This window comes from Pseudomonas sp. 102515 (genome assembly GCF_031085165.1).
In the GTDB taxonomy this organism is placed as follows: Bacteria; Pseudomonadota; Gammaproteobacteria; order Pseudomonadales; family Pseudomonadaceae; genus Chryseomonas.
The window spans coordinates 179,179-205,547 of the sequence record NZ_JAVHTY010000002.1; the positions used below are offsets into that span (position 1 = coordinate 179,179).

At 68.3% G+C, this 26,369-nt stretch carries 23 protein-coding genes and 1 tRNA gene; 10 read left to right on the plus strand and 14 right to left on the minus strand.

Annotation, left to right across the window (positions count from 1 at the left end):
• Positions 1-145 precede the first annotated feature (145 nt).
• Positions 146-463 (plus strand): DUF2288 domain-containing protein, encoded by a 318-nt coding sequence (locus tag RCF34_RS07820; protein WP_308707676.1) that lies wholly within the window; start codon positions 146-148, stop codon positions 461-463.
• Positions 464-510: 47 nt separating this feature from the next.
• On the opposite strand, the gene RCF34_RS07825 is transcribed toward RCF34_RS07820, so the two are convergent.
• The gene (locus RCF34_RS07825; protein WP_308707677.1) at positions 511-1,497 is read right to left on the minus strand and encodes an aldo/keto reductase; all 987 of its coding nucleotides are present in this window, start codon (positions 1,495-1,497) and stop codon (positions 511-513) included.
• A 110-nt stretch (positions 1,498-1,607) separates the two neighbouring features.
• On the opposite strand from RCF34_RS07825, the gene RCF34_RS07830 reads away from it, so the two are divergent.
• The 3 genes from RCF34_RS07830 to RCF34_RS07840 all read left to right on the plus strand — a co-directional run bounded on the left by RCF34_RS07830 (position 1,608) and on the right by RCF34_RS07840 (position 4,603).
• Positions 1,608-2,495, plus strand: coding sequence for a LysR family transcriptional regulator (locus tag RCF34_RS07830; protein ID WP_308707678.1), 888 nt, complete (start codon positions 1,608-1,610; stop codon positions 2,493-2,495).
• Between the two features lie 89 nt (positions 2,496-2,584).
• Entirely contained in the window at positions 2,585-4,498 is a 1,914-nt protein-coding gene (gene selB / locus RCF34_RS07835; RefSeq protein ID WP_308707679.1) for a selenocysteine-specific translation elongation factor, read from the plus strand.
• A gap of 9 nt (positions 4,499-4,507) precedes the next feature.
• Positions 4,508-4,603: transfer RNA gene (locus tag RCF34_RS07840), tRNA-Sec, on the plus strand.
• 496 nt (positions 4,604-5,099) lie between these two features.
• Here RCF34_RS07840 and RCF34_RS22980 read toward each other — a convergent pair.
• The 3 genes from RCF34_RS22980 to RCF34_RS07855 form a co-directional block, all read right to left on the minus strand.
• Entirely contained in the window at positions 5,100-5,396 is a 297-nt protein-coding gene (locus RCF34_RS22980; protein WP_374941170.1) for a LysR family transcriptional regulator, read from the minus strand.
• Positions 5,397-5,796: 400 nt separating this feature from the next.
• The gene (locus tag RCF34_RS07850; protein ID WP_308707681.1) at positions 5,797-6,390 is read right to left on the minus strand and encodes a LysE family transporter; all 594 of its coding nucleotides are present in this window, start codon (positions 6,388-6,390) and stop codon (positions 5,797-5,799) included.
• Positions 6,387-7,292, minus strand: coding sequence for a TauD/TfdA family dioxygenase (locus RCF34_RS07855; RefSeq protein WP_308707682.1), 906 nt, complete (start codon positions 7,290-7,292; stop codon positions 6,387-6,389). Before RCF34_RS07855 ends, RCF34_RS07850 begins: the two co-directional genes overlap by 4 nt.
• A gap of 134 nt (positions 7,293-7,426) precedes the next feature.
• Between RCF34_RS07855 and RCF34_RS07860 the strand changes: the two genes are divergently transcribed.
• Both RCF34_RS07860 and RCF34_RS07865 read left to right on the plus strand, forming a co-directional pair.
• Positions 7,427-7,714 (plus strand): LysR family transcriptional regulator, encoded by a 288-nt coding sequence (locus tag RCF34_RS07860; RefSeq protein WP_308707683.1) that lies wholly within the window; start codon positions 7,427-7,429, stop codon positions 7,712-7,714.
• A gap of 12 nt (positions 7,715-7,726) precedes the next feature.
• Positions 7,727-8,347 carry a LysR substrate-binding domain-containing protein gene (locus RCF34_RS07865; RefSeq protein WP_308708256.1) on the plus strand — a complete coding sequence of 207 codons (621 nt, stop codon included), beginning with the start codon at positions 7,727-7,729 and terminating at the stop codon, positions 8,345-8,347.
• Between the two features lie 27 nt (positions 8,348-8,374).
• Here the strand turns inward: RCF34_RS07865 and RCF34_RS07870 are convergent, their stop codons facing one another.
• Complete coding sequence (locus RCF34_RS07870; RefSeq protein ID WP_308707684.1) at positions 8,375-12,406, minus strand: bifunctional nitrate reductase/sulfite reductase flavoprotein subunit alpha; 4,032 nt, start codon at positions 12,404-12,406, stop codon at positions 8,375-8,377.
• A 584-nt stretch (positions 12,407-12,990) separates the two neighbouring features.
• On the opposite strand from RCF34_RS07870, the gene nirB reads away from it, so the two are divergent.
• The 3 genes from nirB (at position 12,991) to RCF34_RS07885 (ending at position 16,372) form a co-directional block, all read left to right on the plus strand.
• Positions 12,991-15,540 carry a nitrite reductase large subunit NirB gene (gene nirB / locus RCF34_RS07875; protein WP_308707685.1) on the plus strand — a complete coding sequence of 850 codons (2,550 nt, stop codon included), beginning with the start codon at positions 12,991-12,993 and terminating at the stop codon, positions 15,538-15,540.
• Positions 15,541-15,542: 2 nt separating this feature from the next.
• Positions 15,543-15,899, plus strand: a complete 357-nt coding sequence (nirD, locus tag RCF34_RS07880; protein ID WP_241807658.1) for a nitrite reductase small subunit NirD — start codon at positions 15,543-15,545, stop codon at positions 15,897-15,899.
• 263 nt (positions 15,900-16,162) lie between these two features.
• Entirely contained in the window at positions 16,163-16,372 is a 210-nt protein-coding gene (locus tag RCF34_RS07885) for a hypothetical protein (RefSeq protein ID WP_308707686.1), read from the plus strand.
• On the opposite strand, the gene RCF34_RS07890 is transcribed toward RCF34_RS07885, so the two are convergent.
• The 5 genes from RCF34_RS07890 to RCF34_RS07910 all read right to left on the minus strand — a co-directional run bounded on the left by RCF34_RS07890 (position 16,369) and on the right by RCF34_RS07910 (position 21,446).
• Positions 16,369-18,921 carry an EAL domain-containing protein gene (locus RCF34_RS07890; protein WP_308707687.1) on the minus strand — a complete coding sequence of 851 codons (2,553 nt, stop codon included), beginning with the start codon at positions 18,919-18,921 and terminating at the stop codon, positions 16,369-16,371. The two genes, RCF34_RS07885 and RCF34_RS07890, sit on opposite strands and share 4 nt — an antisense overlap.
• Positions 18,922-19,082: 161 nt before the next feature.
• Positions 19,083-19,667 carry a DUF4136 domain-containing protein gene (locus RCF34_RS07895; RefSeq protein ID WP_308707688.1) on the minus strand — a complete coding sequence of 195 codons (585 nt, stop codon included), beginning with the start codon at positions 19,665-19,667 and terminating at the stop codon, positions 19,083-19,085.
• 62 nt (positions 19,668-19,729) lie between these two features.
• A complete protein-coding gene (locus RCF34_RS07900; protein ID WP_308707689.1) occupies positions 19,730-20,341 on the minus strand; it encodes a DUF4136 domain-containing protein in 612 nt (203 codons plus the stop codon).
• 47 nt (positions 20,342-20,388) lie between these two features.
• On the minus strand, positions 20,389-21,144 hold the full coding sequence (locus RCF34_RS07905; RefSeq protein ID WP_308707691.1) for a methyltransferase domain-containing protein: 756 nt from the start codon (positions 21,142-21,144) through the stop codon (positions 20,389-20,391).
• The gene (locus RCF34_RS07910) at positions 21,141-21,446 is read right to left on the minus strand and encodes a nucleotide pyrophosphohydrolase (RefSeq protein ID WP_308707692.1); all 306 of its coding nucleotides are present in this window, start codon (positions 21,444-21,446) and stop codon (positions 21,141-21,143) included. Before RCF34_RS07910 ends, RCF34_RS07905 begins: the two co-directional genes overlap by 4 nt.
• A gap of 141 nt (positions 21,447-21,587) precedes the next feature.
• Between RCF34_RS07910 and RCF34_RS07915 the strand changes: the two genes are divergently transcribed.
• A complete protein-coding gene (locus RCF34_RS07915; RefSeq protein WP_308707693.1) occupies positions 21,588-22,706 on the plus strand; it encodes a hypothetical protein in 1,119 nt (372 codons plus the stop codon).
• A 52-nt stretch (positions 22,707-22,758) separates the two neighbouring features.
• Here RCF34_RS07915 and RCF34_RS07920 read toward each other — a convergent pair whose 3' ends face one another.
• The 4 genes from RCF34_RS07920 to RCF34_RS07935 form a co-directional block, all read right to left on the minus strand.
• Positions 22,759-23,178 carry a GNAT family acetyltransferase gene (locus tag RCF34_RS07920; RefSeq protein WP_308707694.1) on the minus strand — a complete coding sequence of 140 codons (420 nt, stop codon included), beginning with the start codon at positions 23,176-23,178 and terminating at the stop codon, positions 22,759-22,761.
• Positions 23,179-23,401: 223 nt separating this feature from the next.
• On the minus strand, positions 23,402-24,427 hold the full coding sequence (locus tag RCF34_RS07925; RefSeq protein WP_308707696.1) for a peptide ABC transporter ATP-binding protein: 1,026 nt from the start codon (positions 24,425-24,427) through the stop codon (positions 23,402-23,404).
• A complete protein-coding gene (locus tag RCF34_RS07930; RefSeq protein WP_308707698.1) occupies positions 24,414-25,445 on the minus strand; it encodes an ABC transporter ATP-binding protein in 1,032 nt (343 codons plus the stop codon). Before RCF34_RS07930 ends, RCF34_RS07925 begins: the two co-directional genes overlap by 14 nt.
• Positions 25,442-26,353 carry an ABC transporter permease subunit gene (locus tag RCF34_RS07935; protein WP_027602553.1) on the minus strand — a complete coding sequence of 304 codons (912 nt, stop codon included), beginning with the start codon at positions 26,351-26,353 and terminating at the stop codon, positions 25,442-25,444. The genes RCF34_RS07930 and RCF34_RS07935 overlap by 4 nt, the downstream gene beginning before the upstream one ends.
• Between the last annotated feature and the right edge of the window lie 16 nt (positions 26,354-26,369).

Below are 26,369 nucleotides of genomic sequence, written 5' to 3' on the forward strand. Positions count from 1 at the left end.
ATGATGCGCCGCGCAGTTTAATCACCGTCTGTTCGTCTTGGAAAGCTGGCGACGACAACTTGTCGGATCTGTGGCCCGTGCGTCCGGGCGCTCGGCAAGCGGGGAGGGCAGCGGTAGAATCCGCCCTTTTCGCGAGGCCCGCACCATGACCGATCACGCAACGCGCTACGCCACCCTGCTCGGGCAGACCGCCGCCATCGGCTGGGAAGAATTGCAACCGCATTTTGCGCGGGGCGTGCTGCTGGAAGTGGCACCCGAGCTGGACCTGATCGAGGCGGCCATCGCCGTGACCCAGGACGATGCCGCCCGGGTGGGGCTGTGGCTGCAGCAGGGCCAGCTGGCCAAGGTCGACGAAGACCGCGCGCGACGCCGGTTGGAGGCGCCCGAGGTGGCGCTGTGGGCGGTGGTGGTGGCGCCCTGGGTGCTGATGCAGGAGCGTCCGGCCGAGCGTCTGGCGGACTAGCAACGGCAAGGACCCACGCAAGGCGGGCCGCTGCTGGCAGGCGTGACTCAGCGTTCGCTGTCGAGATCGCGGAGCTGGTGTTCGCCGTAGCGATCGCCGGCTACCGCGCCTGGCGGCAGCAGCCGTTCCAGTTCGGTGCGATCCGCAGCGCTCAGCGTCACCTCCAGCGCACCGAGGGATTCGTCGAGCTGATCGCGGCGGCGGGCACCCACCAGCGGCACGATGTCGTCGCCCTGAGCGGCGACCCAGGCCACCGCCAGCCGGGCCGGGGTAGTGCCCCGGTGTTCGGCGAACCGCTTCAGGCCTTCCACCAGCGCGAGGTTTTTCTCCACGTTGCCCGGCTGGAAGCGCGGACTATGAGCGCGGAAGTCGCCGCTGCCCGAGGGTTGGCGCCAGTGACCGCTGAGCAGGCCACGGGAGAGCACGCCATAGGCGGTGATGCCGATGCCCAGGTCGCGGCAGGTCGGCAGGATCTCGGCCTCGATGCCGCGCGAGACCAGCGAATACTCGATCTGCAGGTCGCAGACCGGATGCACCGCGGCCGCCCGCCGCAGGGTCTGCGGGCCCACCTCCGAAAGGCCGATGTGGCGGATGTAGCCGGCCTGCACCAGCTCGGCGAGGGCGCCCATGGTGTCCTCGATGGGCACCTGGCGATCCAGCCGCGCCGGGCGATAGAGGTCGATATGGTCCACACCCAGGCGCTTGAGGCTGTAGGCGACGAAATTCTTGATCGCCGCCGGCCGGGTGTCGTAGCCCAGCCACTCGCCACCCGGACCGCGCAGGGCGCCGAACTTGACGCTGATCAGCGCCTGGTCGCGCCGACCGCGCAGGGCTTCGCCCAGGAGCAGTTCGTTGTGGCCCATGCCATAGAAGTCACCGGTGTCGAACAGGGTGACGCCGCGTTCGAGGGCGGCCTGGACGGTGGCGATGGCCTCGGCACGGTCGGCGGCGCCATAGAGATCGGACATGCCCATGCAGCCCAGACCCAAGCTCGATACCAGAGGGCCCTGCTGGCCCAAGCGACGCTGTTGCATGAGGAATTCCTCGTCAGGTGGATGAGGCTTCACTCTAGTCGCCAGGGTGCTGTGCGATAATCCGGTCGTGACACAATGACCTGTTCGCTCAGCCGTACAATGGAGACGCCTTGAATCTGGATGACCTGGCGGCCTTCGCCGCCGTGGCCGAGGCCCGCAGCTTTCGCGGCGCGGCCTATGTGCGTGGTGTGGCCGCGTCTTCGCTGAGCGATGCGGTGCGGCGACTGGAGCGGGAGCTGGATGTGCGGCTGCTGCACCGCACCACGCGCAGCGTGACGCCCACAGCGGCTGGCCAGCGCCTGCTGGAGCGCCTGACCCCGGCGCTGCGCGAGGTGCGCGGCGCACTGGACGCCATCAATGCCGAGGGCGAGAGTCCGGTGGGGAGCCTGAGACTCAATGTGCCCACCATCGTCGCCCGGGTGCTGCTGCCACCGCTGATCGGCCCCTTCCTGGCCCGGCATCCGGGCATCCGCCTGGAGGTGGTGGCCGAGGACCGGCTGATCGACGTGCTCGCCGCGGGTTTCGATGCCGGGGTGCGCTACGACGAGCACCTGGAGGCCGACATGATCAGTGTCCGGCTGGGCCCGGCCACCCAGAGATTCGCCGTGGCCGGAACCCCTGCCTATCTGGCGCAGCATGGCGTACCGGCGCACCCCGCCGACCTGGTCCGGTATTCCTGCATCGGGCATCGCTTCGCCAGCGGCCTGGTGGCGCAGTGGAGCTTCGAGCGGGGCAGCGAGGTCATCAACGTCGCGCCGGGCAGTCGCCTGCTGGCCTCGGCGCTCGACCTGGAACTGCAGGCCGCCCTCGACGGCGTCGGCCTGATCTGTTCCTTCGCCGACTATCTGGCCGGGCCCCTGGCCGACGGCCGCCTGGTGGAAGTGCTGGGCGAATGGTCCACGCCCTTTCCCGGTCCGCGGCTCTACTACGCGGATCGCCGCCAGCTGCCCGCACCCCTGCGCGCCTTCGTGGCCTTCTTGCGCGAGCGTCACGGCTAGGCGATCGTGCGGAGCGCCGCTACCCTGAGCGCCAGTCCGCCGCCTGGAGCCGCCATGTCGTCCCTGTTCACCCGTCTGGTACCGTCCCCATGATCATCGGCACCGCCGGTCACATCGACCATGGCAAGACGGCGCTGATCCAGGCCCTCACCGGGGTCGCCGGTGACCGCCGCCGCGAGGAGCAGGCGCGCGGCATCACCATCGACCTGGGCTATGTCTATGCCGATCTGGGCGACGGCGGCCTCACCGGCTTCATCGACGTGCCCGGCCACGAGCGCTTCGTGCACAACATGCTGGCCGGCGCCAGCGGCCTGGATCTGGCCCTGCTGGTGGTGGCGGCCGACGACGGCGTCATGCCGCAGACCCGCGAGCACCTGGCGATCCTCGAATTGCTTGGCATTCCCCGGCTGCTGGTGGCCCTGACCAAGGCCGATCGGGTGGATGCCGAGCGACTGGCCCGGGTGCGTCAGGACGTCAGTGCGCTGCTGGCCGCCGGGCCCTTCGCCGGGGCGCCGCTGTATCCGGTGGCCAGCCCCAGCGGCGTGGGCATCCCCGCCTTACGCGCCGCCTTGCTCGCGGCCCTGGATCAGGTGCGCCAGCGCAACGCCCGCGGCGGCTTTCGCCTGGCGGTGGACCGGGTGTTCAGCGTGGCCGGGGCCGGGGTGGTGGTCACCGGTACCGCCTTTGCCGGCCAGGTGGCCGTCGGCGACGAACTGCTGCTCACCCCACGCGGGCAGCGCCTGCGGGTGCGGGGGCTGCACGCCCAGAACCGCGCGGCGGAAACCGCCCAGGCTGGTCAGCGGGTGTCTCTAAATCTCGCCGGTGAGCGGCTGAGCACCGACAGCCTCGCCCGCGGTGACTGGCTGGTGGCCGAGGCGCTGCATGCGCCCACCACCCGCATCGACGTGGAGCTCCGACTGCTGCCCGGCGAGGCGCGCAACCTGGCGCACTGGACGCCGGTGCATGTGCACCTGGGCGCCCAGGATCTCACCGGTCGCGTCGCCCTGCTGGAAGGCGACAGCCTGGCCCCCGGCGCCATGGCCCTGGCACAGCTGGTACTCAATGCGCCGCTGCACGGGGTGCATGGCGATCGCCTGGTGCTGCGCGACCAGTCCGCCCAGCGCACCCTGGGCGGGGCCCGCTTGCTCGATCCCTTCGCCCCGGCGCGCCATCGCCGCACGCCCCAGCGCCTGGCCCAACTCCAGGCACTGCGTCGGGGCGGTCTGGAAGAGGCGCTGCCGGAACTTCTGGCTCAGGCCGACGGCGGTCTCGATCCGCGACTGCTGGCTCGCCAGTTCAACCGCCCCGAAGGCGACTGGCAATTGCCCGCCGACACCCTGAGGGTGGAGACGCGGGTCGGCCCGCGGCTGTTCGCGGCGGCGCTGTGGCAGACCGCGCTGGAGCGCCTGGGCGCGGCGCTGGCGACCTTTCACCAGGAACAACCCGACGAGCTGGGTCCCGATCGGGATCGCCTCCGCCGCATCGCCGCACCGGAACTGGAGCGGGCTGTCTATCTGGCCCTGCTGGAGACGGCCCTGGCCGAGGGGCGATTGCAGAGCAGCGGTCCCTGGCTGCACCTGCCCGATCACCGGGTTCGCCTTACCGAGGCGGAGGAGGGGCTCAAGACCCGCCTCTGGCCGCTGCTGGAGGCCCAGCGCTTCGATCCGCCCTGGACCCGCGATCTGGCCAGGAGCCTGGATCAGCCCGAGGCCGAGGTGCGGCTGCTGCTGCGCAAGCTGGCCCGGCTGGGGGAACTGACCCAGGTGGTCAGGGATCTCTTCTATCCCCAGGTGAGTCTGGAAGCCGCGGCCGGCGAGGCATTGCGCCTGGAGCGCGAAGCAGGGATCATTCGCGCCGCGGCCTTTCGCGATGCCCTCGGCATCGGTCGCAAGCGCAGCATCCAGATCCTCGAATGCCTGGATCGCATCGGTTTCACCCGTCGCTTCGGCGACGAGCGCCGGGTCCGCCCGGACAGTGCCTGGGCGCGCGCCGCCGAGGGCTAGCGCTACAGAGGAAGGCAATCACGCCCGGTGGCGTGGCCGGGCTTCAAACCCGGTTGGGGACGGCAGCCGTTCCCGGGTGGGTTCGACTCCCACTGCCTTCCGCCACTTCTTCCGTAAGCTTCCAAGTCCGCCCTAGGTCTTGTAAATCTGCAAGGCGCGTTTCGCGATTGCCGCTCAGGCCGGCTGGCCATTGGCCTTATGCTGGGGACGTTGTCCTCTTTTGGGGCGTTCGCAAACGCTGTGGCTGTCTGGTCGCTCGCGATCCTTACCCTCTGCCGTCCTTCGGCGTCTGGAGTACGGATCATGTCCATCCCGTCCGCTATCCCCTGGGAGCTCATCAGCCGTGATACGGAGTTCGGCGCAATCACGCTCGCCAAGGCGCGCTTGGTCAAGACGCTCACGGTGAACTAGGCGCTGTACTCCTTCACCTTGCCCCTGGGCGCCTCGCTGCTCAAGCCGCCGTTCCAACAGCCCCTGTTGGATGAACCGATGTCGACCTGGTGTTTGCGCGCTCGCCGTATCCCGTCGGGGGGACTGCTGGCCTTGGCCTATATACGGGGTAACCGCCTCTTCGATGGCCGGTTGAGGGGGTACGCCCGTGTTATCTGCAAGAGGTGGCGCCATGAGTCGTCATCCCCCTGGCGCCGGGGTGGCGCTGTTGGCACTCCGGGCGGTGGCGCCCTCGACCTCGGCCGCCGAGGCGGTGGTGATCGCCGACTATCGCACCCTGACCTTCGGCGCCGTCCTGGTCCTGACGCTGCTGTTCCAGGTGCGCCAGGCAGCGGCTGACGGTGGATTGCTCGATCTTCAAGCGCTTGGCCGCTTGCGCGAGACTACCGGCGCGAGCCAGTGCGAGAAAGGTGCGCGGGTCGTCCCAGTTCAGGTGTCTAGGTAGCATGGATCAGGATCGGCGGTGCAGGTCACGTCCGGCTTGGCAGCGTCACGGCCGTCGGCCAAGTACTCCGTAGCGCGTGAACGCGCCGGGCGAGCGCTACGCGGCCAGGGTCGGGAGGTATGCCGTCGATGACCTGGACGGCCCGGTGCCCATCCAGTGGCACAGGTTCACGCCTGACTTGCCCCCCGCATCCGCTGATCAAGACCCAGCCCAGGTCGCCTACCAGGTCAGCGACCTGGCGGCGGCGTTGGTTGGCCAGGGGATCGTCCTCGGACCCGAAGGCTTCCGGGTCGCCATGATCGACCACGGTGGCCTGCCGGTGGAATTCATCGAGACCGCACTGAGCGATGAGGTGGTCTGGAGCCGGGTGCGCAGTGGTCGCCAGGCGCCTTTGTACGCGGCTTCAGCCAAAGGTAAGGGTACGCAGCCCCAGGCCGACGGAGGCCAAACCGATCAGGCAGAGGGCGAAGCTGGGCAGCCGCTGGATGAGCCGGCCCAGGCTGGTGAGCCTGTGCATCCGTCCCGCCAGGTGGCCATAGGCGACCAGCACCAGCAGGTCGATGGCGGCCCAGATCGCCAGCAGCAGCGGGACCTGCTGGGCGAGCGGCGCCTGCAGGGAGATGAACGCCGGCAGGAAGGCCACCAGGAAGAGGATGTCCTTGGGATTGGAGAGACCCACCAGCAGCGCGCGGCCGAAGCTGCCGCGCCGGGCGTTCAGCGGCTCGTCGGTCGGGGCCTTGAACAGCCGAATCCCCAGCCAGAGCAGATAGAGACCGCCGAGGATCTGGCCGGCCAGCAGCAGGGTGGGGCTAATGCCGATGGCCAGGTGGATCAGACCCAGCGCCAGCAGCAACAGGACCTGGGCGGACAGCAGGCCGCCGAGGATGGTCCACCAGGGAAAGCCGTGGCGACCGTCGGCGACGACCAGGGCGACGATGGGGCCCGGCGAGGAAATCAGCAGGAAGACGGTGATGGCGAAGCTAAGATATGCACTCATTGCGCATGGGGCCTCAGGCCGATGATCCGCGACGGCTCGCCGGTCTCGCCGATCAGCTGGCGTTGGTGTGAGATGGCGAAGGTGCGCTGAATCCAGCGGTCGCGACCATCGAACTGGGCCTGGAAGGCGCTACGGGCATGGGCCGCACGGCGATTGTCGATGATCAGCAGGTCGCCGGCGGCGAGGCGTACCGGCTGGGCGACGCTCCAGGCGATCTCCTTGATTTCCTCGATCAGGCGCTGCATCCGGGCGGAGCGGGCGAGCATGAAGTGTGGATCGAGTCTCAGGTAGGGCCGGTCGCGCTGACCGTAGAGCATCGGCCGGTGCCGCCCCAGGTCGATTCGGCAGCTCTTCTCGCTCAGGCAATAGTCGGAGAGGAAGTTGAAGGATTCCTGGAACAGCAGGTCGGTGGTTTCGGCATCGATCACCTCGAGCATCTTGTCCACCGAGGCGATGTAGGTGATGGCGTCATCGCGAGGGGCAGCCCTCAGGCACAGCAGGGCCAGGAAGTCCGGTGGCACCTCGTGGAGGGCGTTTTTCGTATGCAGGTCGAGTTCGGTATCGAAGCTGGCGGAGGACAGTTGCCGAGCCTTGCCGGCCTGGGGAAAGAAGTTGTTGATCAGACTGCCGTCGGACTCCTGGGGATAGCCGATGGAATCGCCCAATAGCGCCGTGGCCTGCAACAGCAGCAATTCGCTGCGGTAATCCGGCTTGATCAGCGTCTTGCGGTCCGCGGGCGTAGCCGGTACGTCGCCGATGTCTTGGTTCTTTAGCAGCAGAAAGCCCTGAGGGTTGCCGAAAATACGGAAATGCAGAATGTCGGCGATGTCGGTCGTCGTCAGGGCACCCTGACGAATTGCGCTATCCAGCAGGGTATCGAAAGGGGTGGATCCTAAGTACATGATTTGGTCTCGAACGCTTGGCAGTCGTGACGCCCAAGGCGTCAAGGACGGCCATCATCCAGCGTTGGACGCTGTGTTGAAAACGGATAAAACTGGGTGGAAGAATGATCCAGACTCATTATCGAGGACCGGGAATGGCCCGCCTTCCACCGCTCTATGCGTTGCGTGCCTTCGAAAGCGCGGCTCGGCAACTGTCTTTGACCCGAGCGGCTAGGGAGCTGAACATCACCCAGAGCGCTGTCAGTCGTCACGTCAAGACATTGGAGCATGATCTGGGCTGCCTGCTATTCGAGCGTAAGGGACCCAGTCTGAAATTGACGCCAACCGGATTGACGCTGGCTAAGGACCTGAGTTCGGCGTTCGCCGAAATGCAGGGCGTCTGCGATCTGGTGCGTAGCGGGCGCGGTGGCCTAAGGCTCTAGGCGCCGTCTACTCTGACGATGCGCTGGTTGATGGCGGCCGTCGAGCAGTATCGAGTGACAAGCGGAGAGAACCGAGTCCAATTGACCAGCGTCTGGATGGACGTTGACTTCGTCGATTTCCGTTCGGAGCCCTATGACTGCGCGGTGCTTCTAGCCAATGGCGAATTTCCAGTCGATTGTGAATACGTGCGGCTGTTCGATGAGTGGCTGGTACCGGTTTGCGCACCGCGCTATCGAGGCGCCCGCGAGGGCGAAGATCCGATCTTCTGCGGCGACAGCCTGTTGCATGCGTCCCAGGACTGCCGCGACTGGCGTCTCTGGCTGGACAGGATCGGCCGGCTATCCGAGGTGAATTGGCATCCCGGCAAACGATTCGAAACCCTGGATGCAGGGATTTCCGCGGCGGTCCAGGGCTATGGGGTGGCGATCGGTGACCTGTCGCTGGTCCACGATCTGGTCGCCACCGGGCAACTGGTGTTCGCCAATCGTGCGGTGGTGCGTTCGGGGCTGAGCTACTACCTGGTCTGGCCCAAGCGCAGCGATGCCCACGACGCCCTCGCCGGATTGCGCGACCATCTGCGTGCGGTCGCGCCCGTCCTACCGGCCCTGGAGGGGCTGACGTTCATCGATTGAGCGGCGAGTGGAGCATGCACACTGCGCTCAGTACACGTCCTTCAGGTACCGCTTCTGCTCACTCATGCCGCGGACATATTCCGTGGCGGCCTCGTCGCTGAGGTGGCCATGGGTGGCGACCACCTGGCGCAGGGCCTGGTCGACGTCCTTGGCCATGCGGCTGGCATCGCCGCAGACATAGACACGGGCGCCGTCCTGCAGCCAGCGCCAGATTTCGGCGCCGCGTTCGCGTAGCCGATCCTGCACATAGATCTTCTCGGCCTGGTCGCGGGAGAAGGCCAGGCTCAGCTCGCTCAGCAGGCCATCGCGCTGGAAGGCTTCCAGTTCGTCGCGGTAGTAGAAGTCATGGACGGCGTGCTGCTCGCCGAAGAACAGCCAGTTGCGGCCGTGGTCGCCCCGCGCGCGGCGCTCATGGAGAAAGCCGCGGAAGGGCGCGATGCCGGTGCCGGGGCCGATCATGATCAGGGGGACGTCGCCTTGCTCCGGCAGGCGAAAGTGACGTGAAGCCTGGATATGCACCTCGGTGGTCGCCTCGCCCATCCGGTCGGCGAGAAAGCTGGAGGCCACGCCCTTGCGCCGGCCATAGCGCACCGCCGAGACGGTGAGGTGCACCTGGCCGGCATGGGCCAGGGGGCTGGAGGCGATGGAGTAGAGGCGTGGCTGCAGGCGCTTGAGGCTGCCGAGCAATTCGCCGGCGTCGTACCGGGCGGGAAAGCTGGCCAGGACGTCGGCCAGTTGCCGGCCCCAGAGCCAGGTCTTGAGTTCGTCACGGTCGCCCAGCAGGGCACGGCAATCGGCATCGCCGCTGCGCTCGGCGATCAGCGCCAGGGTCTCGGGGCTGGGGCGGGCGATCTCGTAGTGTTCGCTCAGCGCCTGGCGCAGCGACAGCTCCCCGACCGTGGCCACCGTGACCGGTTGTGCGCCGTCCAGTCCGGCGAGGGCGAGGACTTCCTCGACCAGCTCCGGGCAGTTGCGTGCCTTCACGCTCAAGGCGTCGCCGGCCTGGTAGGCCAGGGGCTGATCGGACTCGAAACCGAATAGCCGGACCTCCTTGTTGGACCTGGCACTGTTGAGTCTCCGGTTGATGACCAGTCGTGCGGGTACCGCCGTCGGGCGGCTGGTTGCGGTCGGATTGGCGACGGGCACGTGCTCGGCCTGGGGTGCCAACTGCCCTTGCAGGGCGGTCAGCCAGGCGTCGGCGCCGTCGAGGCCATCGGCGTCGCAGTCCAGGCGCGGGCAGAGGCGCCGGGCGCCGAGTTCGGCCAGGCGGGCGTCGAGGCGCTGGCCATGGCCGCAGAATTGCTCGTAGGTGGAATCGCCCAGGGCCAGCACGGCGTAGTCGAGCTCGGCCAGGGAGGCGTCGAGGCGGCTGAGGCCCTGCCAGAAGGCCTGGCCATTGTCCGGGGCTTCGCCATCGCCGAAGGTACTGCTCACCAGCAGGACACGGCGGGCACCGGTCAGGCGTTCCACGGCATAGGCGGCCATGTCGTGCAGTTCCACGGTGAGACCGGTCTGGCACAGGCGGGCGACGCAGCGCTCGGCCAGGGCTTCGGCGTTGCCGGTCTGGGAGGCCCAGAGCACCACCAGATCGGCCGCGGCGGTGGGGGCAATGACCAGGCCGGCGGCCTGGCTTTCCGGCAGGCGGCTGAACAGCCCGGCGAGCAGGCCGTCGAGCCAGAGCCGGGTGTCGGTGGCCAGCGGCGCCTGGGCCGGCAGGCAGGGCACGCCCTGGGCGCCACCATCGCGCAGGCCGTCCATGAAGCCGGCCAGGTAGGTGCGTTCGGCCGCGCTGAGCTGGGGCCGTAGCGCGGTGGCGACTCCGGTGAGATCGGCCAGCCGCGCCAGGGCGGGCTGGCGGATGCTCTCGGTGACGGGCTCGTCGGCCGGCAGCTGGCGGTGGGGGATGGTGGCGACCCGGGTCAGGCGCACCGCGCAGACCTTGAGTTCCGGTTGCAGCGAGAGCGGATCGACGGCGTCGCTGGTGACGGCGTTGATGGCCAGGTCGCTGCCCTGGACGTCGGCCCAGTGAAAGGGCGCGAAGCAGTTGCCGGGCCGGACCCGGTCGCTGACGGTCACCGGCAGCACCGCGCGGCCGCGACGCGAGGTGATTTCCAGGCGGTCGCCCGCGCTGAGCCCCAGCGCCTCGGCGTCCTGGGGATGTACCTCGACGAAGGGCGCCGGATTGAGGCGATTCAGTGCGGCGATCTTGCCGGTCTTGGTCAGCGTATGCCACTGGTGCTGCAGACGCCCGGTGTTGAGCACGAAGGGGTAGTCGGCATCGGGCAGTTCCGCCGGGTCCAGGTGCGGACGGGCGAAGAATTGCGCCTTGCCGCTAGGGGTGGCGAAGTTCAGCGCGGCCGGTTCGCCGGTCTCATCCAGGCGCTGGGTTTGGCTGCGGCCGTCGTTGCGATAGCGGATCGGCTGGCGCGGATCGCTCTCTGCGCTGGGGCAGGGCCATTGCAGCGGCGTCTCGCGCAGCCGGGCATGACTGGCGCCGCGGAGGTCGTAGCCGGTCTGGGGGTTGTGGAACTGCCGGATCTCGTCGAACACCTCGGCGGCCGAGGCGTAGGTGAAGTGTTCGCCATAGCCCAGGGCGCAGGCCACGTCGGCGATGATCCGCCAGTCGGCGCGGGCCTCGCCGGGCGGGAGGACGGCCTGGGGCGCCAGGGTCAGGTTGCGCTCGGAATTGATCAGCACCCCGTCGGCCTCGGCCCAGAGCGCGCCGGGCAAGAGGATGTCGGCGTAGCTGTTGGTCTCGGTGTCGAGAAAGGCATCCTGCGTGATCACCAGTTCGGCGGCCTGCAGCCCGCGGATGACCGTCTCGCGATTGGCCACGCTGGCCACCGGGTTGGTGCAGATGATCCAGCAGGCCTTCACGGTGCCGGCGGCCAGGTCCTCGAACAGGGCGACGGTGCCCCGGCCCAGGCGGGTGTGCAGGGTACCTTGCGGAATCCGCCAGGCGCGCTCGACGAAGGCGCGGTCGGCAGGCGAGAGCAGGCTGCGCTGGCCGGGCAGGCCGGGGCCCATGTAGCCCATCTCGCGGCCGCCCATGGCATTGGGCTGGCCGGTCAGGGAGAAGGGGCCGCTCCCGGGGCGGCAAATCTTGCCGGTGGCCAAGTGCAGGTTGCACAGGGCGTTGGTGCTCCAGGTGCCGTGGGTGCTCTGGTTCAAGCCCATGGTCCAGAGGCTGGTCCATTCGCCGGCCTCGCCGATCCAGCGCGCTGCGGTGCGGATGTCCGCCTCGGCCAGCCCCGTCCCGGCGGCCACGCGTGCCGGGGTGTACTCGGCGAGAAAGGCGGGCATGGCCGCCCAACCCTCGGTATGGGCGGCGATGAAGGCCTCGTCGAGATAGCCCTCGGCGTGCAGCAGATGCAGCAGGCCGTTGAGCAGCAGCAGATCGGTGCCCGGACGCAGTTGCAGGAAGAGATCGGCCTTTTCGGCGGTGGCGGTGCGCCGCGGATCTATCACGATCAGCTTGGCGCCGCGCTTGACCCGATCCAGCAGCCGCAGAAAGAGGATGGGATGACAGTCGGCCATGTTGGCGCCGCTGACCAGGAAGAGGTCGGCGCGGTCGAGGTCATCATAGGAACCGGGCGGGCCGTCGGCGCCGAGGGACAGCTTGTAACCGGTGCCGGCACTGGCCATGCACAGGCGGGAATTGGATTCGAGCTGATTGGTGCCGATGAAACCCCGTGCCAGCTTGCTCGCCAGGTACTGGGCTTCCAGCGACATCTGCCCGGACACATAGAAGGCGATGGCGTCGGGTCCGTCGCGGTCGAGGATGGCGCGCAGGCGTTCGGCGGTGGCGGCGATGGCCTGGTCCAGCCCGGTCTGCACCGGTTCGTGGGAGCGGTCGTGGCGGACATAGGCCTGCTCCATGCGCCCGCTGTCCACCAGCGCCTGGTGGCTGGTGCTGCCCTTGGTGCAGAGCCGGCCGCGATTGGCGGGATGGTCGCGATCGCCGCTGACCTTGGTGATCCGGCCGTCTTCCACCTGCATGACGATCCCGCAGCCGACGCCGCAGTAGGGGCAGACGCTCTTGATGTGGGTAGTGGCCATGGCAAGGATCCTTCGAAAACCAGAAAGCGAAAAGGCGCCGGTCGCGCTCCCCGGAGGGAGGCGAACACGGCGCCTTTGTCGTGAAAGGAAGCGATCGGCGTTGACCGCTCCAGGCCAGGGATTTAGCAAGGCCCGCGCCAGCTTGGCCCGGCGCCCCCAGGGAGCGCATGACTGCTGGCTTGGCGGGGTGCCGGGGGCGCTGGCCGAGGTCGTTGCGATGGCGGTCGAGATGCGCCGTGACGGGGCAGACTGGCCGGGTCTTGCACCGTTGTGGTTCTGCTCGGCGGGCGCTCGGACACATGCCGGCAACGCGCTCGGCGGGCTACAGCCCGCGCCAGCGGCGGATCTTCGGGCGAAGAGGCAGAACTGGCACAGCCGATGCAGAAGACCTGGCAGACCCGCCCATTCGGGTCGCCCGGTCGATCAACGGCGATCGACAGCCACAGCAGGCGACGGGCACGGAGCAGAGCCAAGGGCTCCTCCCTAACTAGAACAGGCAAAGGCGCCTGAGACCGCAAGGTTTCAGGCGCCTTTTTTATTTGCCGCGAATCAACCTGATTGGCCTCGGCCGGGGGATAGCCTCCATGAACAGCATCGTGACCCGCAAAGAACGCCTGATCGTCGTCGGCAACGGCATGGTCGGCCATCATCTCGTCGAGCAGCTGCTGGCCGCCGGCGCCCTGGACCACTACGAGATCCATGTCTTCGGCGAAGAGCGCCAGCGCGCCTATGACCGGGTGCACCTTTCCGAGTACTTCGCCGGCCGCGATGCCGAGTCCCTGGCCATGAGCGAAGTCGGCCTCTATGCCGTGCCCGGCCTGGTGCTGCACCTGGGCTGCGCGGTGACCGCCATCGACCGCGAACAGCGCGAGGTGCTGACTCCTGCAGGCGCCTTTGGCTACGACCGCCTGGTGCTGGCTACCGGCTCCTATCCCTTCGTACCGCCCATCGAGGGCGCCGAAGGCGATTCGCGCCTGGTCTATCGCACCCTGGACGACCTGGACACCATCCGCCTGGCCGCCGCCAAGGCACGCCGCGGCGTGGTGGTGGGCGGTGGCCTGCTCGGCCTGGAAGCGGCCAATGCGCTGAAATCCCTGGGCCTGGAGGCCCATGTGGTGGAATTCGCCCCGCGGCTGATGCCGGTGCAGCTGGACGACCTCGGTGGCGCCGCCCTCAAGCAGCGTATCGAGGACCTGGGCGTGGGCGTGCACCTGTCCAAGGCCACCCAGAACATCACCGCCGGCAGCGAGTATCGCTACCGCATGAATTTCGCCGGCGAGGATTTCCTCGAGACCGACCTGATCCTGTTTTCCGCCGGCATCCGCCCCCAGGACGCCCTGGCCCGCAGCTGCGGCCTGGAACTCGGCGCCCGCGGCGGGGTTGCGGTGGACGACGGCTGCCTGACCAGCGATCCCTTCATCCACGCCATCGGCGAGTGCGCCGCCTGGAACGGCAGCATCTTCGGCCTGGTCGCCCCGGGCTACCAGATGGCCCGCCTGGTGGCCGCCACCCTCTGCCACGGCCAGGCCACGCCCTTCACCGGCGCCGACATGTCCACCAAGCTCAAGCTGCTGGGCGTGGACGTGGGCTCCATCGGCGATGCCCACGGCGCCACCCCCGGCGCGCGTAGCTATCGCTACATCGACGAAGCCAGCGCCAGCTACCGCCGCCTGGTGGTCTCCGCCGACGGCAAGCAGGTGCTCGGCGCCGTGCTGGTGGGTGACAACAGCTACTACGACACCCTGCTGCAATACGCCCAGAACGGCATCCCGCTGCCCCAGGATCCGGCCAGCCTGATCATGCCGGTGGGCGAGGGTGCCCCGACCCTGGGCGCCGATGCCCTGCCGGCCACCGCCACCCTCTGCTCCTGCCACAACGTCACCAAGGGCGCCGTCTGCGCCGCCATCGACGCCGGCTGCACCGATCTGGCCGGCATCAAGAGCTGCACCAAGGCCGCCACCGGTTGCGGCGGCTGCGCCGCGCTGGTCAAGCAGGTCTTCGAGCACGAGCTGATCGCCCGGGGCGTCGAGGTCGACAAGAGCCTCTGCGAACACTTCGCCCATACCCGCCAGGAGCTCTATCACCTGGTACGGGTGGAAGGCATCCAGAGTTTCGACGAGCTCTTGGCGCGCCACGGCCGCGGTCACCATGGTTGCGACATCTGCAAGCCGGCGGTGGCCAACGTCCTGGCCTCCTGCTGGAACGCACCCATCACCGATCCGCACCTGGTGCCACTGCAGGACACCAACGACACCTTCATGGCCAACATGCAGAAGAACGGTACCTATTCGGTGGTGCCGCGCATCCCGGGCGGCGAGATCAGCCCGGAAGGCCTGATCGCCATCGGCCAGGTGGCGAAGAAATACGACCTCTATACCAAGATCACCGGCGGCCAGCGCATCGATCTCTTCGGGGCCCAGCTGCATGAACTGCCGGACATCTGGGGCGAGCTGATCGCCGCCGGTTTCGAGACCGGCCACGCCTATGGCAAGTCGACCCGCACGGTGAAGAGCTGCGTGGGCAGTACCTGGTGCCGCTACGGCGTGCAGGACAGCGTCAAGATGGCGCTGGACATCGAGCACCGCTACAAGGGCCTGCGCGCGCCCCACAAGCTCAAGTTCGCGGTCAGCGGCTGCACCCGCGAATGCGCCGAGGCGCAGAGCAAGGACATTGGTGTGATCGCCACCGAGAACGGCTGGAATCTCTATGTCTGCGGCAATGGCGGCATGCGCCCGCGTCACGCCGAGCTGTTCGCCACCGACCTGGACGACGAAACCCTGATCCGCTACATCGACCGTCTGCTGATGTTCTACATCCGCACCGCCGACCGCCTGCAGCGTACCTCGGTGTGGCGCGAGTCGCTGGAAGGCGGGCTGGATTACCTCAAGCAGGTGATCATCGACGACAGCCTGGGCCTGGGCGCCGAGCTGGAAGCCCAGATGCAGCTGGTGGTGGATCGCTACGAATGCGAATGGGCCAACGCCCTGAACGATCCCGACAAGCTCAAGCGCTTCCGTACCTTCGTCAACCAGCGCGGCAGCGACCCGGACATCCACTTCGTCAAGGAGCGTGGCCAGCGTCGGCCGGTGCGCCATGGCGAACTGCACCTGATCAACCTGACCGAGGAGGCCTGACCATGACCCAGACCACTACCGCGCGTGCCCTCGAACCCCGCTGGCAACCCCTGTGCAGCCTGGCCGATCTTGTGCCCCAGTCCGGCGTGGTGGCCCTGCACGAGGGTGAGCAGGTGGCGCTGTTCTATCTGCCGGAGACCGAGCAGAAGGTCTTCGCCGTGGGCAACCGCGATCCCAAGTCCGGCGCCAACGTCATCGGCCGCGGCATCGTCGGCCAGTTGGGCCAGGACCTGGTGATCGCCTCGCCACTGTACAAGCAGCACTTCCGCCTGGCGGACGGCGGCTGCCTGGAGTATCCCGAGCAGGCGCTGCCCACCTGGGCGGTGCGGCTGAACGGGGAGCGGGTGGAGATCGCCTGAGGCCCTTGCGTCCGGCTTTCCCTCTCCCCAGCCTTCTCCCTTAGGGATAGGGGGAGGGCGGGGCTTCTCGCGTAACCTGGACAACGGCGCAGCCTTGTCCGGGCTCTCCGTCGAGCGCCGCCGTCCCCACTGTTGCATCTGCCGCAGTGCAGCATTGCGCGATCGGGACCCGCCCGGGGCGGCAAAATGAGCGCCAGGGGTCGATACTCAAGGAGCGGAGACGCTGTCTGCCGATCCTGGCAATCGTCCCGCGGGAGGTCACCATGCGCCTGACAAGAACAATTCGCTCCGCGCTGTTCATCGCCCTGCTCGCGGCCCTGGCCGCTATCGCCCTGCTGGAGGGCTGGCGCGCGCAACCGGTGGGCGAACTCACCCTGCGTGCCGATCCGGTCTGTACCCATGGGTATGCGCCCTATGGCTGCTATCCGGCTCCAGCCCGAGGGGGCGATCTGGGGTGGTTGGAGCGCCTCTAGGTCATCGACCCGCCCGCAGGTCGGGTTGCCAGCAGCGCCGCCAGTTCGCGGCCGGTCAGGGAGGGACCGAACAGTGCCCCCTGGACCTCGTCGCAGTGCTGCGTCCGCAGCCAGGCCAACTGGCCAGGCGTCTCCACGCCCGTTGCCGTCACCCTGAGGCCCAGGGTTCGTCCCAGGCCGATCAGTGCCTGGGCGATGGCGGCATCGGCCTGCTCATTTTCCAGGCGCGCGACCAGACGGCTATCCAGGTTGATGCCATCCAGCAAGGGTTGGCGTAGCGCCTCCAGGGCGCCTGAGTCGGTGCCGAAGTCGGCCAGGCTCAGGCGCACGCCCAAGGCCTTGAGCGCCTGCAGCTGGATCATTGACGGCGCGCCTGCTGCCTGCAGCGAGGCCTCGGGCAGCTGCAGCTCCAGGCGTTCCGCTGCCAGGCCGCTCGTCTGCAAGGCGCGGGCGACCGTCGCGACCAGGGCCTCGCCATCAGCGCACGGGCGCGCGGACAGGCTGATCACCAGCCGCAGCGGCACGGGCCAGGTCGCGGCCCCGTGACAGGCGTTGTCCAGCAACCAGAATTCCAGGGGAACGCTGAGTCCGGTTTCTTCGGCCAGGGGCAGGAAAGTCTCCGGCGGCAGCAGGCCGCGCTGCGGATGGGCCCAGTGCAGGCGGACCTCGATGGCGCTCAGCGTGCCCTCGACGGCGCTCTGGCGGGGCAGGTAACCCGGGCGCAGCTGGTCGAGCGCCAGCGCCTGGCGCAGCTCCTGTTCCAGGACGCGCCGCTGGCTGAGCTGGGCGTCCATCGCCGGGGCATGGAAGCACCAGCCGTTGCGGCCCGCGGCCTTGGCCTGGTACAGCGCGATATCCGCCAGGCGCAACAGGTCCTCGACCTGGCTGGCCTGCTCCGGCGCCTGGGCGATGCCGATGCTGGTGCCGACGCTGACCGACTGCTCCTCCAGCAGGATGGGTCGGCCGATGGCGTTCACCAGGCGCGTGCAGATCTGGTCGACCGTCGCCACATCCAGGTGACCGAGCAGCACCACGATGAATTCGTCACCGCCCAGGCGCGCCACCAGGCCACCGGGCCTCAGACTGGCCTGCAGACGCCGGGCGATTTCCTGCAGCACCCGATCGCCGGCGGCGTGGCCGAGGCTGTCGTTGACCGGCTTGAAGCGATCCAGATCCAGGCTGAGCAATGTCAGTGGGGTCCTGGCTTGCGTCAGCTTGCGCGCCAGGTAGTGCTGCAATTGCAGGCGATTGGCCAGGCCGGTCAGGCTGTCGTGTTGCGACAGATGTTCGATTTCCGCCTGGGCATTGACCGCGGCGGTGATGTCACTGGCGGTACCGCGAAAGCCCGCGCTCTTGGGCAGGGGCCGGGCGGTGATCTCGCAGACCCGGGCCTGACCCAGGCGATCGCGATAATGACAGCGCAGCACCTGGCGCTCGTCGAGGTGTCGAGCGTTGTCCTGGAGCCAGGCGGCCAGTGGGGTCGTCTCGCTGCTGAACAGCTCCGCCAGCGGCCGGCCGAGCCAGCTGCCGGGCGTGTGCCCGGTGATGCGGGCGAAGCGTTCGGACAGGTAGACGATGCGGCCTGCGGTATCGCTTTCCCACAGCCAGTCGGAGGCCGCCTCGGCGAGCTCGCGAAAGCGCCTTTCGCTGCGGCTCAGCTCGGCCTGGCTGGCGACCAGGGCATCGAACTGCTGGTCGAGCTGCCGTGCCGAGTTCAGCGCATGGCGGATCAGCAGGGCCAGCACCAGCCCGAGCAGCAGCACCCCGGCCAGCAAGACCGGCAGGGTGCGGCGCAGGAGCTGGGCGCCGGGTTGCGGCGGCTGCCAGTTGAGCAGCAGCGGCGAATCCAGCAACCGCAGATATTCGTGGTCGACCAGGGGCACCCGCGATGCCTTGAGTCGCGGCAGGCCATAGGTGTCGCTGAGATGGGCCAGGGTGTCCGGATCGAGCACGTTGACGAACAGCATCACCGAGGGCGCGCCGGGACCCGGGGCCACGCTGTAGCTCGCGCCCGGCGTAATGGTGGCCGCGGCGACCAGTGCCGGGACGCCACCCACGCCCAGCACCCGTACCAGGCTCTCGGTCTCGCCGGGGCGCTGGCGGGTGGCCGCCAGCAGGCCGGCCAGATCGCCTTCGAGCCACTGCGCGGCCGCGCGCTCCGTCGGCCGGCCATCGATCACCGCATAGACGGTACGATCCTGCGGATCCAGCACGAAGACCCCGTTGTAGCCATAGAGCTCGTAGGGGATGTCGCCGACGTTGCGCTCGTCGTTGGCCCAGAAGAGGTCGACCGCCAGGTGCAGGTGCTTGTAGGCCTCGCCCCACTTGGCGTAGTTGATGATGTTGTGGCCGATCTCGTTATCGACCTGCACCAGGGTGCGGTCGATATAGGTCCGGGCTCTTTGCTGGACGTCGGCGTCCTGGCTGGTGGCGGTCCTGATCAGCAGGTAGCAGCCGAGGCCGAGCAGGATCGGCAGGGCGCAGATGACCGGGAAGAGGCGCAGCAACAGAGTGTGGCTGCGGCGAGTGGCGATGGGCGTGGACGGCATGTTGAACCTGGACGGCGCTGGACGACAGTCAGGGTTCCCGCGAGGTGGCCAAGGACGGCGCGAGGGGTACCTGGCCAGCGGCCATTATCCGCCACCGCCCCCCAGCCGTCTGCTCGCGGTCTGACCAGGGGCAGCGCTGAGCTGCCCGGACGGTCGGGCGCTCAAGGCCGCGGTGGGTAGCTGATGAGCAGCTCGTTGATCAGGCGGCTGAAGGCGGCGCTGCGTTGGGCCGGCGTGGCGTTCTGGTCGTCCAGCAGGCGCTCTTCGCTGGCGCGCCAGACCAGCTTGCCGTCACGGCCATCGAGCATGTCGAGCTGGACCGTCATCACCGGGTAGGTGACGGTCTGGGTGCGCACATAGCTCGGCCCCCAGGGGCCGGGACCCCAGGCGGAGCCCCAGGGGCCACCCCAGCCCGGACCCCAGTAGGGATCGGCATAACTGTAGCTCTGTTGGCGCTGATCGAGGATCACATAGAGCTTGATCTTCAGATCCGGGCGCGTGCCTGCCGCCGCGGGGCGCAGCCCGCGCTGGTCGAGACCGGCGCTGACCGAGTCACGCAGGCGCTGCTCGGTGAGATCGCTGCGCACCCGTGGATCGTTGGGGCGGTACTCGATGGCCGGGTCCGCCCAGCCCCAGCTGCGATAGGTGGCGAAGTCGCGGCTGGCGTCATAGTCCAGATTGCGCGGGCCACGTTCGGCGCAGGCTGCCAGCAAAAGGACCGCAAGCAGCAGGAGGCAACGTTTCATGGGCGATCCTCGGAGGTGAGGGTAGTAGTCTGCTTGGACTGGCTCAAGGGCCACTTATCCCTTCAGTTCGGCGGATAGTTGGCCAGCAGCCGGCGGGTGGTCTCGCGCAGGGTACGCGCACGTTCGCCGCTGTTGCCGCCGGTGGCCTGTTCGGCAGCCGAATGCCAGAGCATCTGGCCGGTGGCGGCATCGAGCAATTCCACCTCCAGCACGTCGACCAGGAAGGTCCGGGTGCGGGTCCGCGCCTGGCCGACGCTGGCGCCATAGCCGGGGCCGTAGCCATAGGGCCCGTAGCCTCCGTGGCCATAGCCGGTGTCGTAGTAGTCGGTGTATTGCTCGCTACGCTGTTGCTGGGTGAGGCGGGCACGCACCTGCAGATCGGCGCGGGCACCGCCGATGGCCGGCCGCAAGCCGCGCTGGTCGAGGCCATCGGCCACTGCCTGCTGCACGGTCTGGCCATCCAGGCCGCCGCTGATCACCGCGGCGCCGGGTGCCCAGCTCCAGGTGCGATAGCGACTCCAGTCACGCGGTGCCGGCGGATAGGCCGCCGGATCCTGCTGCGGCAGCACCGGCGCCGAGGCTTCGGGGAGGCTGCTGGCGACATAGGGATTGGGCGTCTGGCAACCGGCCAGGGCGAGCAGCGCGAGCGACAGGCAGAGCAGGGGGCGACGCATGACCGGTTCCTCGAAGGAATGCTGGCCAGAGCATACCGCGCCCGGGGTCATCCTGCCTTAGCTTGGCAGAGCCAATGCAGATAGCGCCCCAGGCCCGCGAAAGCCGGGTGCCGCCGGTGGGCCAGCTCCATGGCCACCAGCTCCTCGCCGTTGGCGCGGGTCTGGAATTCCGGCGGCATGTAGTCATGGAAGACCCGCACGCCGCTGCGCGCCTGGATCCGCCAGTCCGGCGCCAGCCAGGCCGCGACCTCGCGCGGATCGAGGGGCTGTTGCGGCGTGAGGCCGCGTTGGCCCGCGCCGGCGTAATCGCCATGCCTGAGCTTGCGAAAATGCCCCTTGAGCAGGTTGCGATAGATCAGGGCGTCGCGGTTGTAGAAGGCCAGGGACAGCCAGCCGTCCGGCGCCAGGCAGCGGTGCAGCGTCGGCAGGATCGCCGTGGGCGTTTCCAGCCATTCCAGCACCGCGTGGCAGAGCACCAGGTCGAAGGGTTCGGCGAAGGCGGGCAACTCCTGCCAGGGCAGCGCCAGCCAGTCGGCGTCGAGTCCGGCGGCGGCGAAGGACTGCTGGGCCCCCGCCAGCATGGGTGCCGAGGGCTCGGCCAGGGTCACGGCATGGCCCTGTTGCGCCAGCCAGAGACTCATGTGGCCCAGGCCGGCGCCGATGTCCAGCACCCGCAGCGGGCGTTGCGGTAGCACTTCGGTCAGATCCGCCTGCAGTACGGCCAGGCGGATGGCGCCCTTGGTGCCGCCATAGATGTTGGCCGCGAAACGGGTGGCGCGGTCGTCGAAGAAGGTATCGCTCACGGCAGGAAGCGCCTCTCGTTGTCGGCCAGCTTGGCCAGCACCGCCTGCTCCACGTCCAGCTCCAGTTCGCTGCCCAGTTGCAGCAGATAGAGCAGCACGTCGGCGATTTCCTGGCCGGCGTGCTCGCGCTCGGTAGCGCTCAAGTCGCGTGCCTCGGCATCGCTCTTCCACTGGAAGATCTCCACCAGCTCGGCCATCTCGACGCTGGCGGCCATCGCCAGATTCTTGGGGTTGTGATAGCGCCGCCAGGCGTTGGCATCGCGGATCGCGTGCAGGCGGGTGAGCAGGGCGGGGAGTTCCATGGGCGTCCAGGGTTGGAAAAACGCCATTCTCCCATGGCTGAACGCGCGGGCGGCAGTGTCTCGTCCGCCGGTCCACAAGACAGCCTGGCGTTGCTGCTCTACCCTGGGCGCAACACCGACACGCTGGCTGCGGGAGCCCTGATGAAATCTTGCCTGTCCGGATTGGGGTTGGCCCTGCTGCTGACCACCGGCGCCGCCCATGCCGAAAAGCTGCTGCTAGAAGGCACCCTGGGCCAGGCCCGGGTGGTGGTGGAGATCGATCCCACCGCCAACGACGAGGCCTATGGCCGCTATTTCTACGATCGCTATCGCCGCGACCTGCGCCTGAGCGGTCCGGCGCAGCCGGGCGACCGGCTCGAGCTGGAGGAGGGCGCGCCCTGGCAGGACGGCCCCAAGGCCAGCTGGTCGCTGACGCGCGGCACGGACGGCCGCTGGACCGGCAGCTGGAGTGGCGCCGGCAAGACCCTGCCCCTCGCCCTGGGACCGCTGCAACTGGGGCAGTCCGCCGCGGCGGATCGCTATTGGCAGAAACTGCGCCATGACGATCCTTACGAATATCGCCGCCTGCAGGGCCTCAAGCTGGAACAGGGCGGGCGCCAGAGTTTCATGGGTCGTGAGCTGCGCTGGTGGCACGAGCCGGTCTCGGGCCTGCGGCTGTTCACCGTCGAGGGTGCCAGCGAGGCGGCCAATGCCGTGCTGCGCGAACGACTCTGGGCGGAGGTGGATGCCCATTTGAGCTGCATCGGCCCTGACGGCGAGCACAGCCTGCAGGTGACCCCGCACCTGCTCACCGAGCGGGTGCTCAGCGTCAATCTGTTCAGCCAGTACAGCTGCAGCGGCGCAGCCCATCCGGATTTCGGCAGCGCGCCCCTGACCCTGGATCTGCAGACCGGCCAGGAGCTGGTGCTGGAAGACGTCCTCTGGCTGGGCCATGGCCAGCCGATCCGTCCGCAGCCGGAGGAGCGCTATTCCCAGGCCCTGGCGGACTATCGGGAACAGACCCTGGCGCCCTGGCTGATACGGCTGTTCACCCGCCTGTATCCGCAGCTGATGCGGGCGCCGGCCGATGGCGACGGCTGCGACTATCGCAGCGCCGACGTCTGGCAATTTGCGCCCTGGTACCTGACGCCCAAGGGCCTCTACCTCGGTCCGACCTTTTTCCGCGCCGCCCGCAACTGCGATGAACCTGGCGACACCCTGGTGCCCTACGCCGAGGTCCGCAGGCATCCGGGGCCGTTGGTGGACCTGCTGCCCCGCTGACGCAGGTTGGCGCTGAGCGCAGCGAAGCCCAACGGTCCAAGGCGGAGGCTAGCTAATCGTCGGCGATCAGCCGTTTGCCCAGGATGACGACCGCGGCCTCGACATAGCCCAAGGCCGCATAGAAGCCGAGGATCGCCGCATTGTCCTGGCGCACCATCAGCTGCAGCTTGGGACAGCCGCGTTCGATCAGCAGCCGTTCGGCGGTCTGCACCAGTCGCCGGGCATGGCCGCGGCGCTGGTGCGCAGGGGCGACCGCCAGGTAGTAGAGCCAGCCGCGATGGCCATCGGTGCCGATCATGGCACTGGCCATGAGGGTCCCGTCCGCTTCGCCCACCAGGAACAACTCGGGTTGCTCGGCGCGCTTGCGCTGGATGTCGCGGTAGGGGTCGTTCCAGGGGCGGGTCAGACCGCAGGCCTGCCAGAGGCTGACCACGGCCTCGGTGTCGGCGGGCTGGAAAGGGCGGATGTGCATGGGGAGGCAGCCTGTAGCGGGGAAAAGGCCTGTTGGGCTTCGACGATGGAGCCGTCCCAACCCAACCTACAGGACTTTCGTAGGTTGGGTTGAGCGCCGGCGAAGCCCAACATTACAGCGCCAGGCCAAAGGTGTTGGGCTTCGACGATGGAGCCGTCTCAACCCAACCTACAGGACTTTCGTAGGTTGGTTGAGCGCCAGCGAAGCCCAACGGCCCGATGGCCTAGAGAAAGTTCTCCGCATAGTGGCAGGCCACCTGCCGGGCTTCCACGTTGCGCAGCGCCGGGACCTCGGTCTTGCACTTCTCCGTCGCATAGGGACAGCGACGGTGGAAGACGCAACCGGGTGGCGGATCCAGCGGGTTGGGCAGTTCGCCCTGGATGCGGATGCGCGGCTTGCTCGGGTCCGGGTGCAGGCTCGGGGTGGCCGACAGCAGCATCTGGGTATAGGGATGCAGGGGCCGCTCGAATAGCAGGTCGCGACTGGTCTTTTCGACGATGCAGCCGAGGTACATCACCATCACCTCGTCGGCGATGTGGCGCACCACCGAGAGGTTGTGGGAGATGAACACATAGGCGGTCCGGTACTGCTGCTGCAGATCCATGAACAGGTTGAGCACCTGCGCCTGGATGGACACGTCCAGCGCCGAGGTCGGCTCGTCCGCCACCAGCACCTTGGGCTGCAGCATCATGGCGCGGGCCACGGCGATGCGCTGGCGCTGGCCGCCGGAGAACATGTGCGGGTAGCGTTGGTAGTGCTCGGGCCGCAAGCCCACCTGCTGCATCATCGCCTGCACCTTCTCGCGCCTTTCGGTGCGCGACAGGCTGGTGTTGATCTGCAGCGGCTCGGCCAGCTGGTCGCCGATCTTGCGCCGCGGATTGAGCGAGGCGTAGGGGTTCTGGAACACCATCTGCACTTCGCGGCGCAGTTCCTTGCGCCGGGCGGCGTCGGCCTTGGCCACGTCCTGGCCGCCGATGACCAGGCTGCCGGCGGTGGGCTGCTCGATCAGGGTCAGGGCGCGGGCCAGGGTGGACTTGCCACAGCCCGACTCACCCACCACGGCCAGGGTACGCCCGGCCTGGAGGTCGAAGGAAACGCCGTTGAGCGCCTTGACCGTGGCATTGTCCTTGAACAGGCCGCGGGAGATTTGATAGTGCTGGGTCAGGCCCTTGGCTTCGAGCACGAGATGCTCGGGCGCCTGCTCCGGGGTGGTGGAGCGGGCGAGGACGGTGGCTTCAGACGGCGCCATGGCGATCCTCCGGCAACTGGCTGGGACGTTGATGTTCGGGCAGCACCTCGGGCGTCTCGCCCGGAGCGACGTTGCGCGGGAAGAAGCAGCGCACCGCACCGCGGTCGTAGGGCTCCAGCGCCGGGCGTTCCTGGCAGCGCGGCTGCACATAGGGGCAGCGCGGACTGAGTAGGCAGCCGGCCGGCCGGTCATAGCGACCGGGGACGATGCCGGGCAGGGTGTGCAGGCGGTCCGTCTGGCTGTGCTCGGGAATGGCCGCCAGCAGGGCTTCGGTGTAGGGATGCGCAGGGGCGTCGAACAGGGTCGGCACCACGCCTTTCTCCACCGCCTGGCCGGCATACATCACCACCACGCGCTGGGCGGTCTCGGCCACCACGGCGAGGTCATGGGTGATGAGGATCAGGCCCATGCCCTCGTCGCGCTGCAGATTGACCAGGAGCTCCATGATCTGCGCCTGGATGGTCACGTCCAGGGCGGTGGTGGGTTCGTCGGCGATCAGCAGGCGCGGCTCGGCGGCGATGGCCATGGCGATGGCGACGCGCTGGCTCATGCCCCCGGACAGCTGGTGCGGATAGGCGCCCAGGCGACTGGCCGCGGCCGGGATCTCGACCTTTTCCAGCAACTCCAGGGCGCGCTGGCGAGCGGCGCGACCCTTGAGGCCCAGGTGCTGGCGGATCACCTCTTCGAGCTGGAAGCCCACGGTGTAGCTGGGATTGAGCGCCGTCATCGGGTCCTGGAAGACCATCGACAGCTCCTTGCCGATCAGGTGGCGCCGGCGACGGCCCTTGAGGCTGAGCAGGTCCTGGCCGTCGAAGGCCAGGCGGTCGGCGGTGATGCGGCCGGGATGATCGATCAGGCCCATCACGGCCATCATGGTCACCGACTTGCCGGAGCCGGATTCGCCGACGATGGCGACGATCTCGCCCTGATCCACCGTGAGATCGAGGGCTTCCACCACCGGCGGGGCGTCGGTGCCGCCGAAGCGCACCGAGAGGTTCTGGATTTCGAGGAGGCTCATGACTGCACCTTCAGACGCGGATCGAGGGCATCGCGCAGGCCGTCGCCCATCAGGTTGATGGCCAGCACGGTGAAGAGGATGGCGAGACCCGGCAGGGTCACCACCCACCAGGCGCGCTCGATGTAGTCGCGGGCCGAGGCCAGCATGGTGCCCCATTCGGGAGTGGGCGGCTGCACGCCGAGGCCGAGGAAGCCCAGGGCGGCGGCATCGAGGATCGCCGAGGAAAAGCTCAGGGTGGCCTGGACGATCAGTGGCGCCATGCAGTTGGGCAGCACACTGACGAACATCAGCCGCAGGGTACCGGCGCCGGCCAGCCGCGAGGCGGTAACGTAGTCGCGATGCAGTTCGCCCATCACCGCGGCGCGGGTCAGGCGGACATAGGACGGCAGCGAGACGATGGCGATGGCCACCACGGTATTGATCAGGCCTGGGCCGAGGATGGCGACGATGGCGACGGCCAGCAGCAGCGACGGCAGCGCCAGCATGATGTCCATCAGGCGCATGATCACCGGACCGGCGCGATTGGGCGAGAAGCCGGCGACCAGGCCGAGCAGGATGCCGGGGATCAGCGAGAAGACCACCGAGGCCAGGCCGATCAGCAGCGACAGGCGGGCGCCGTGGATCAGACGGCTGAGCAGGTCACGCCCCAGCTCGTCGGTGCCCAGGGGGAACTGGCTGTTGCCACCGTCCAGCCATAGCGGCGGGGTGAGCATGAAGTCGCGGAACTGCTCGCTGGGTGCATGGGGTGCGACCCAGGGCGCGAAGAGCGCGCAGAACACCACGATGACCATGAAGATCAGCCCGCCGAGGGCGCCCTTGTTGCGGGCGAAGGCGTGCCAGAATTCCTTGAAGGGAGAGGGGTAGAGGGCGCTCGGGTCTTGAGCGGCCGGAGTGTTTACCGTTGTCATAGGCTCTGTCCGTATG

Coding starts and splice junctions, on each gene's coding strand:
- RCF34_RS07820 (WP_308707676.1), top strand. CDS start 146: ATGACCGATCACGCAACGCGCTACGCCACCCTGCTCGGGCAGACCGCC.
- RCF34_RS07825 (WP_308707677.1), bottom strand. CDS start 1,497: ATGCAACAGCGTCGCTTGGGCCAGCAGGGCCCTCTGGTATCGAGCTTG.
- selB (WP_308707679.1), top strand. CDS start 2,585: ATGATCATCGGCACCGCCGGTCACATCGACCATGGCAAGACGGCGCTG.
- RCF34_RS22980 (WP_374941170.1), bottom strand. CDS start 5,396: ATGCTACCTAGACACCTGAACTGGGACGACCCGCGCACCTTTCTCGCA.
- RCF34_RS07850 (WP_308707681.1), bottom strand. CDS start 6,390: ATGAGTGCATATCTTAGCTTCGCCATCACCGTCTTCCTGCTGATTTCC.
- RCF34_RS07855 (WP_308707682.1), bottom strand. CDS start 7,292: ATGTACTTAGGATCCACCCCTTTCGATACCCTGCTGGATAGCGCAATT.
- RCF34_RS07860 (WP_308707683.1), top strand. CDS start 7,427: ATGGCCCGCCTTCCACCGCTCTATGCGTTGCGTGCCTTCGAAAGCGCG.
- RCF34_RS07870 (WP_308707684.1), bottom strand. CDS start 12,406: ATGGCCACTACCCACATCAAGAGCGTCTGCCCCTACTGCGGCGTCGGC.
- nirB (WP_308707685.1), top strand. CDS start 12,991: ATGAACAGCATCGTGACCCGCAAAGAACGCCTGATCGTCGTCGGCAAC.
- nirD (WP_241807658.1), top strand. CDS start 15,543: ATGACCCAGACCACTACCGCGCGTGCCCTCGAACCCCGCTGGCAACCC.
- RCF34_RS07885 (WP_308707686.1), top strand. CDS start 16,163: ATGCGCCTGACAAGAACAATTCGCTCCGCGCTGTTCATCGCCCTGCTC.
- RCF34_RS07890 (WP_308707687.1), bottom strand. CDS start 18,921: ATGCCGTCCACGCCCATCGCCACTCGCCGCAGCCACACTCTGTTGCTG.
- RCF34_RS07895 (WP_308707688.1), bottom strand. CDS start 19,667: ATGAAACGTTGCCTCCTGCTGCTTGCGGTCCTTTTGCTGGCAGCCTGC.
- RCF34_RS07900 (WP_308707689.1), bottom strand. CDS start 20,341: ATGCGTCGCCCCCTGCTCTGCCTGTCGCTCGCGCTGCTCGCCCTGGCC.
- RCF34_RS07910 (WP_308707692.1), bottom strand. CDS start 21,446: ATGGAACTCCCCGCCCTGCTCACCCGCCTGCACGCGATCCGCGATGCC.
- RCF34_RS07915 (WP_308707693.1), top strand. CDS start 21,588: ATGAAATCTTGCCTGTCCGGATTGGGGTTGGCCCTGCTGCTGACCACC.
- RCF34_RS07920 (WP_308707694.1), bottom strand. CDS start 23,178: ATGCACATCCGCCCTTTCCAGCCCGCCGACACCGAGGCCGTGGTCAGC.
- RCF34_RS07925 (WP_308707696.1), bottom strand. CDS start 24,427: ATGGCGCCGTCTGAAGCCACCGTCCTCGCCCGCTCCACCACCCCGGAG.
- RCF34_RS07930 (WP_308707698.1), bottom strand. CDS start 25,445: ATGAGCCTCCTCGAAATCCAGAACCTCTCGGTGCGCTTCGGCGGCACC.
- RCF34_RS07935 (WP_027602553.1), bottom strand. CDS start 26,353: ATGACAACGGTAAACACTCCGGCCGCTCAAGACCCGAGCGCCCTCTAC.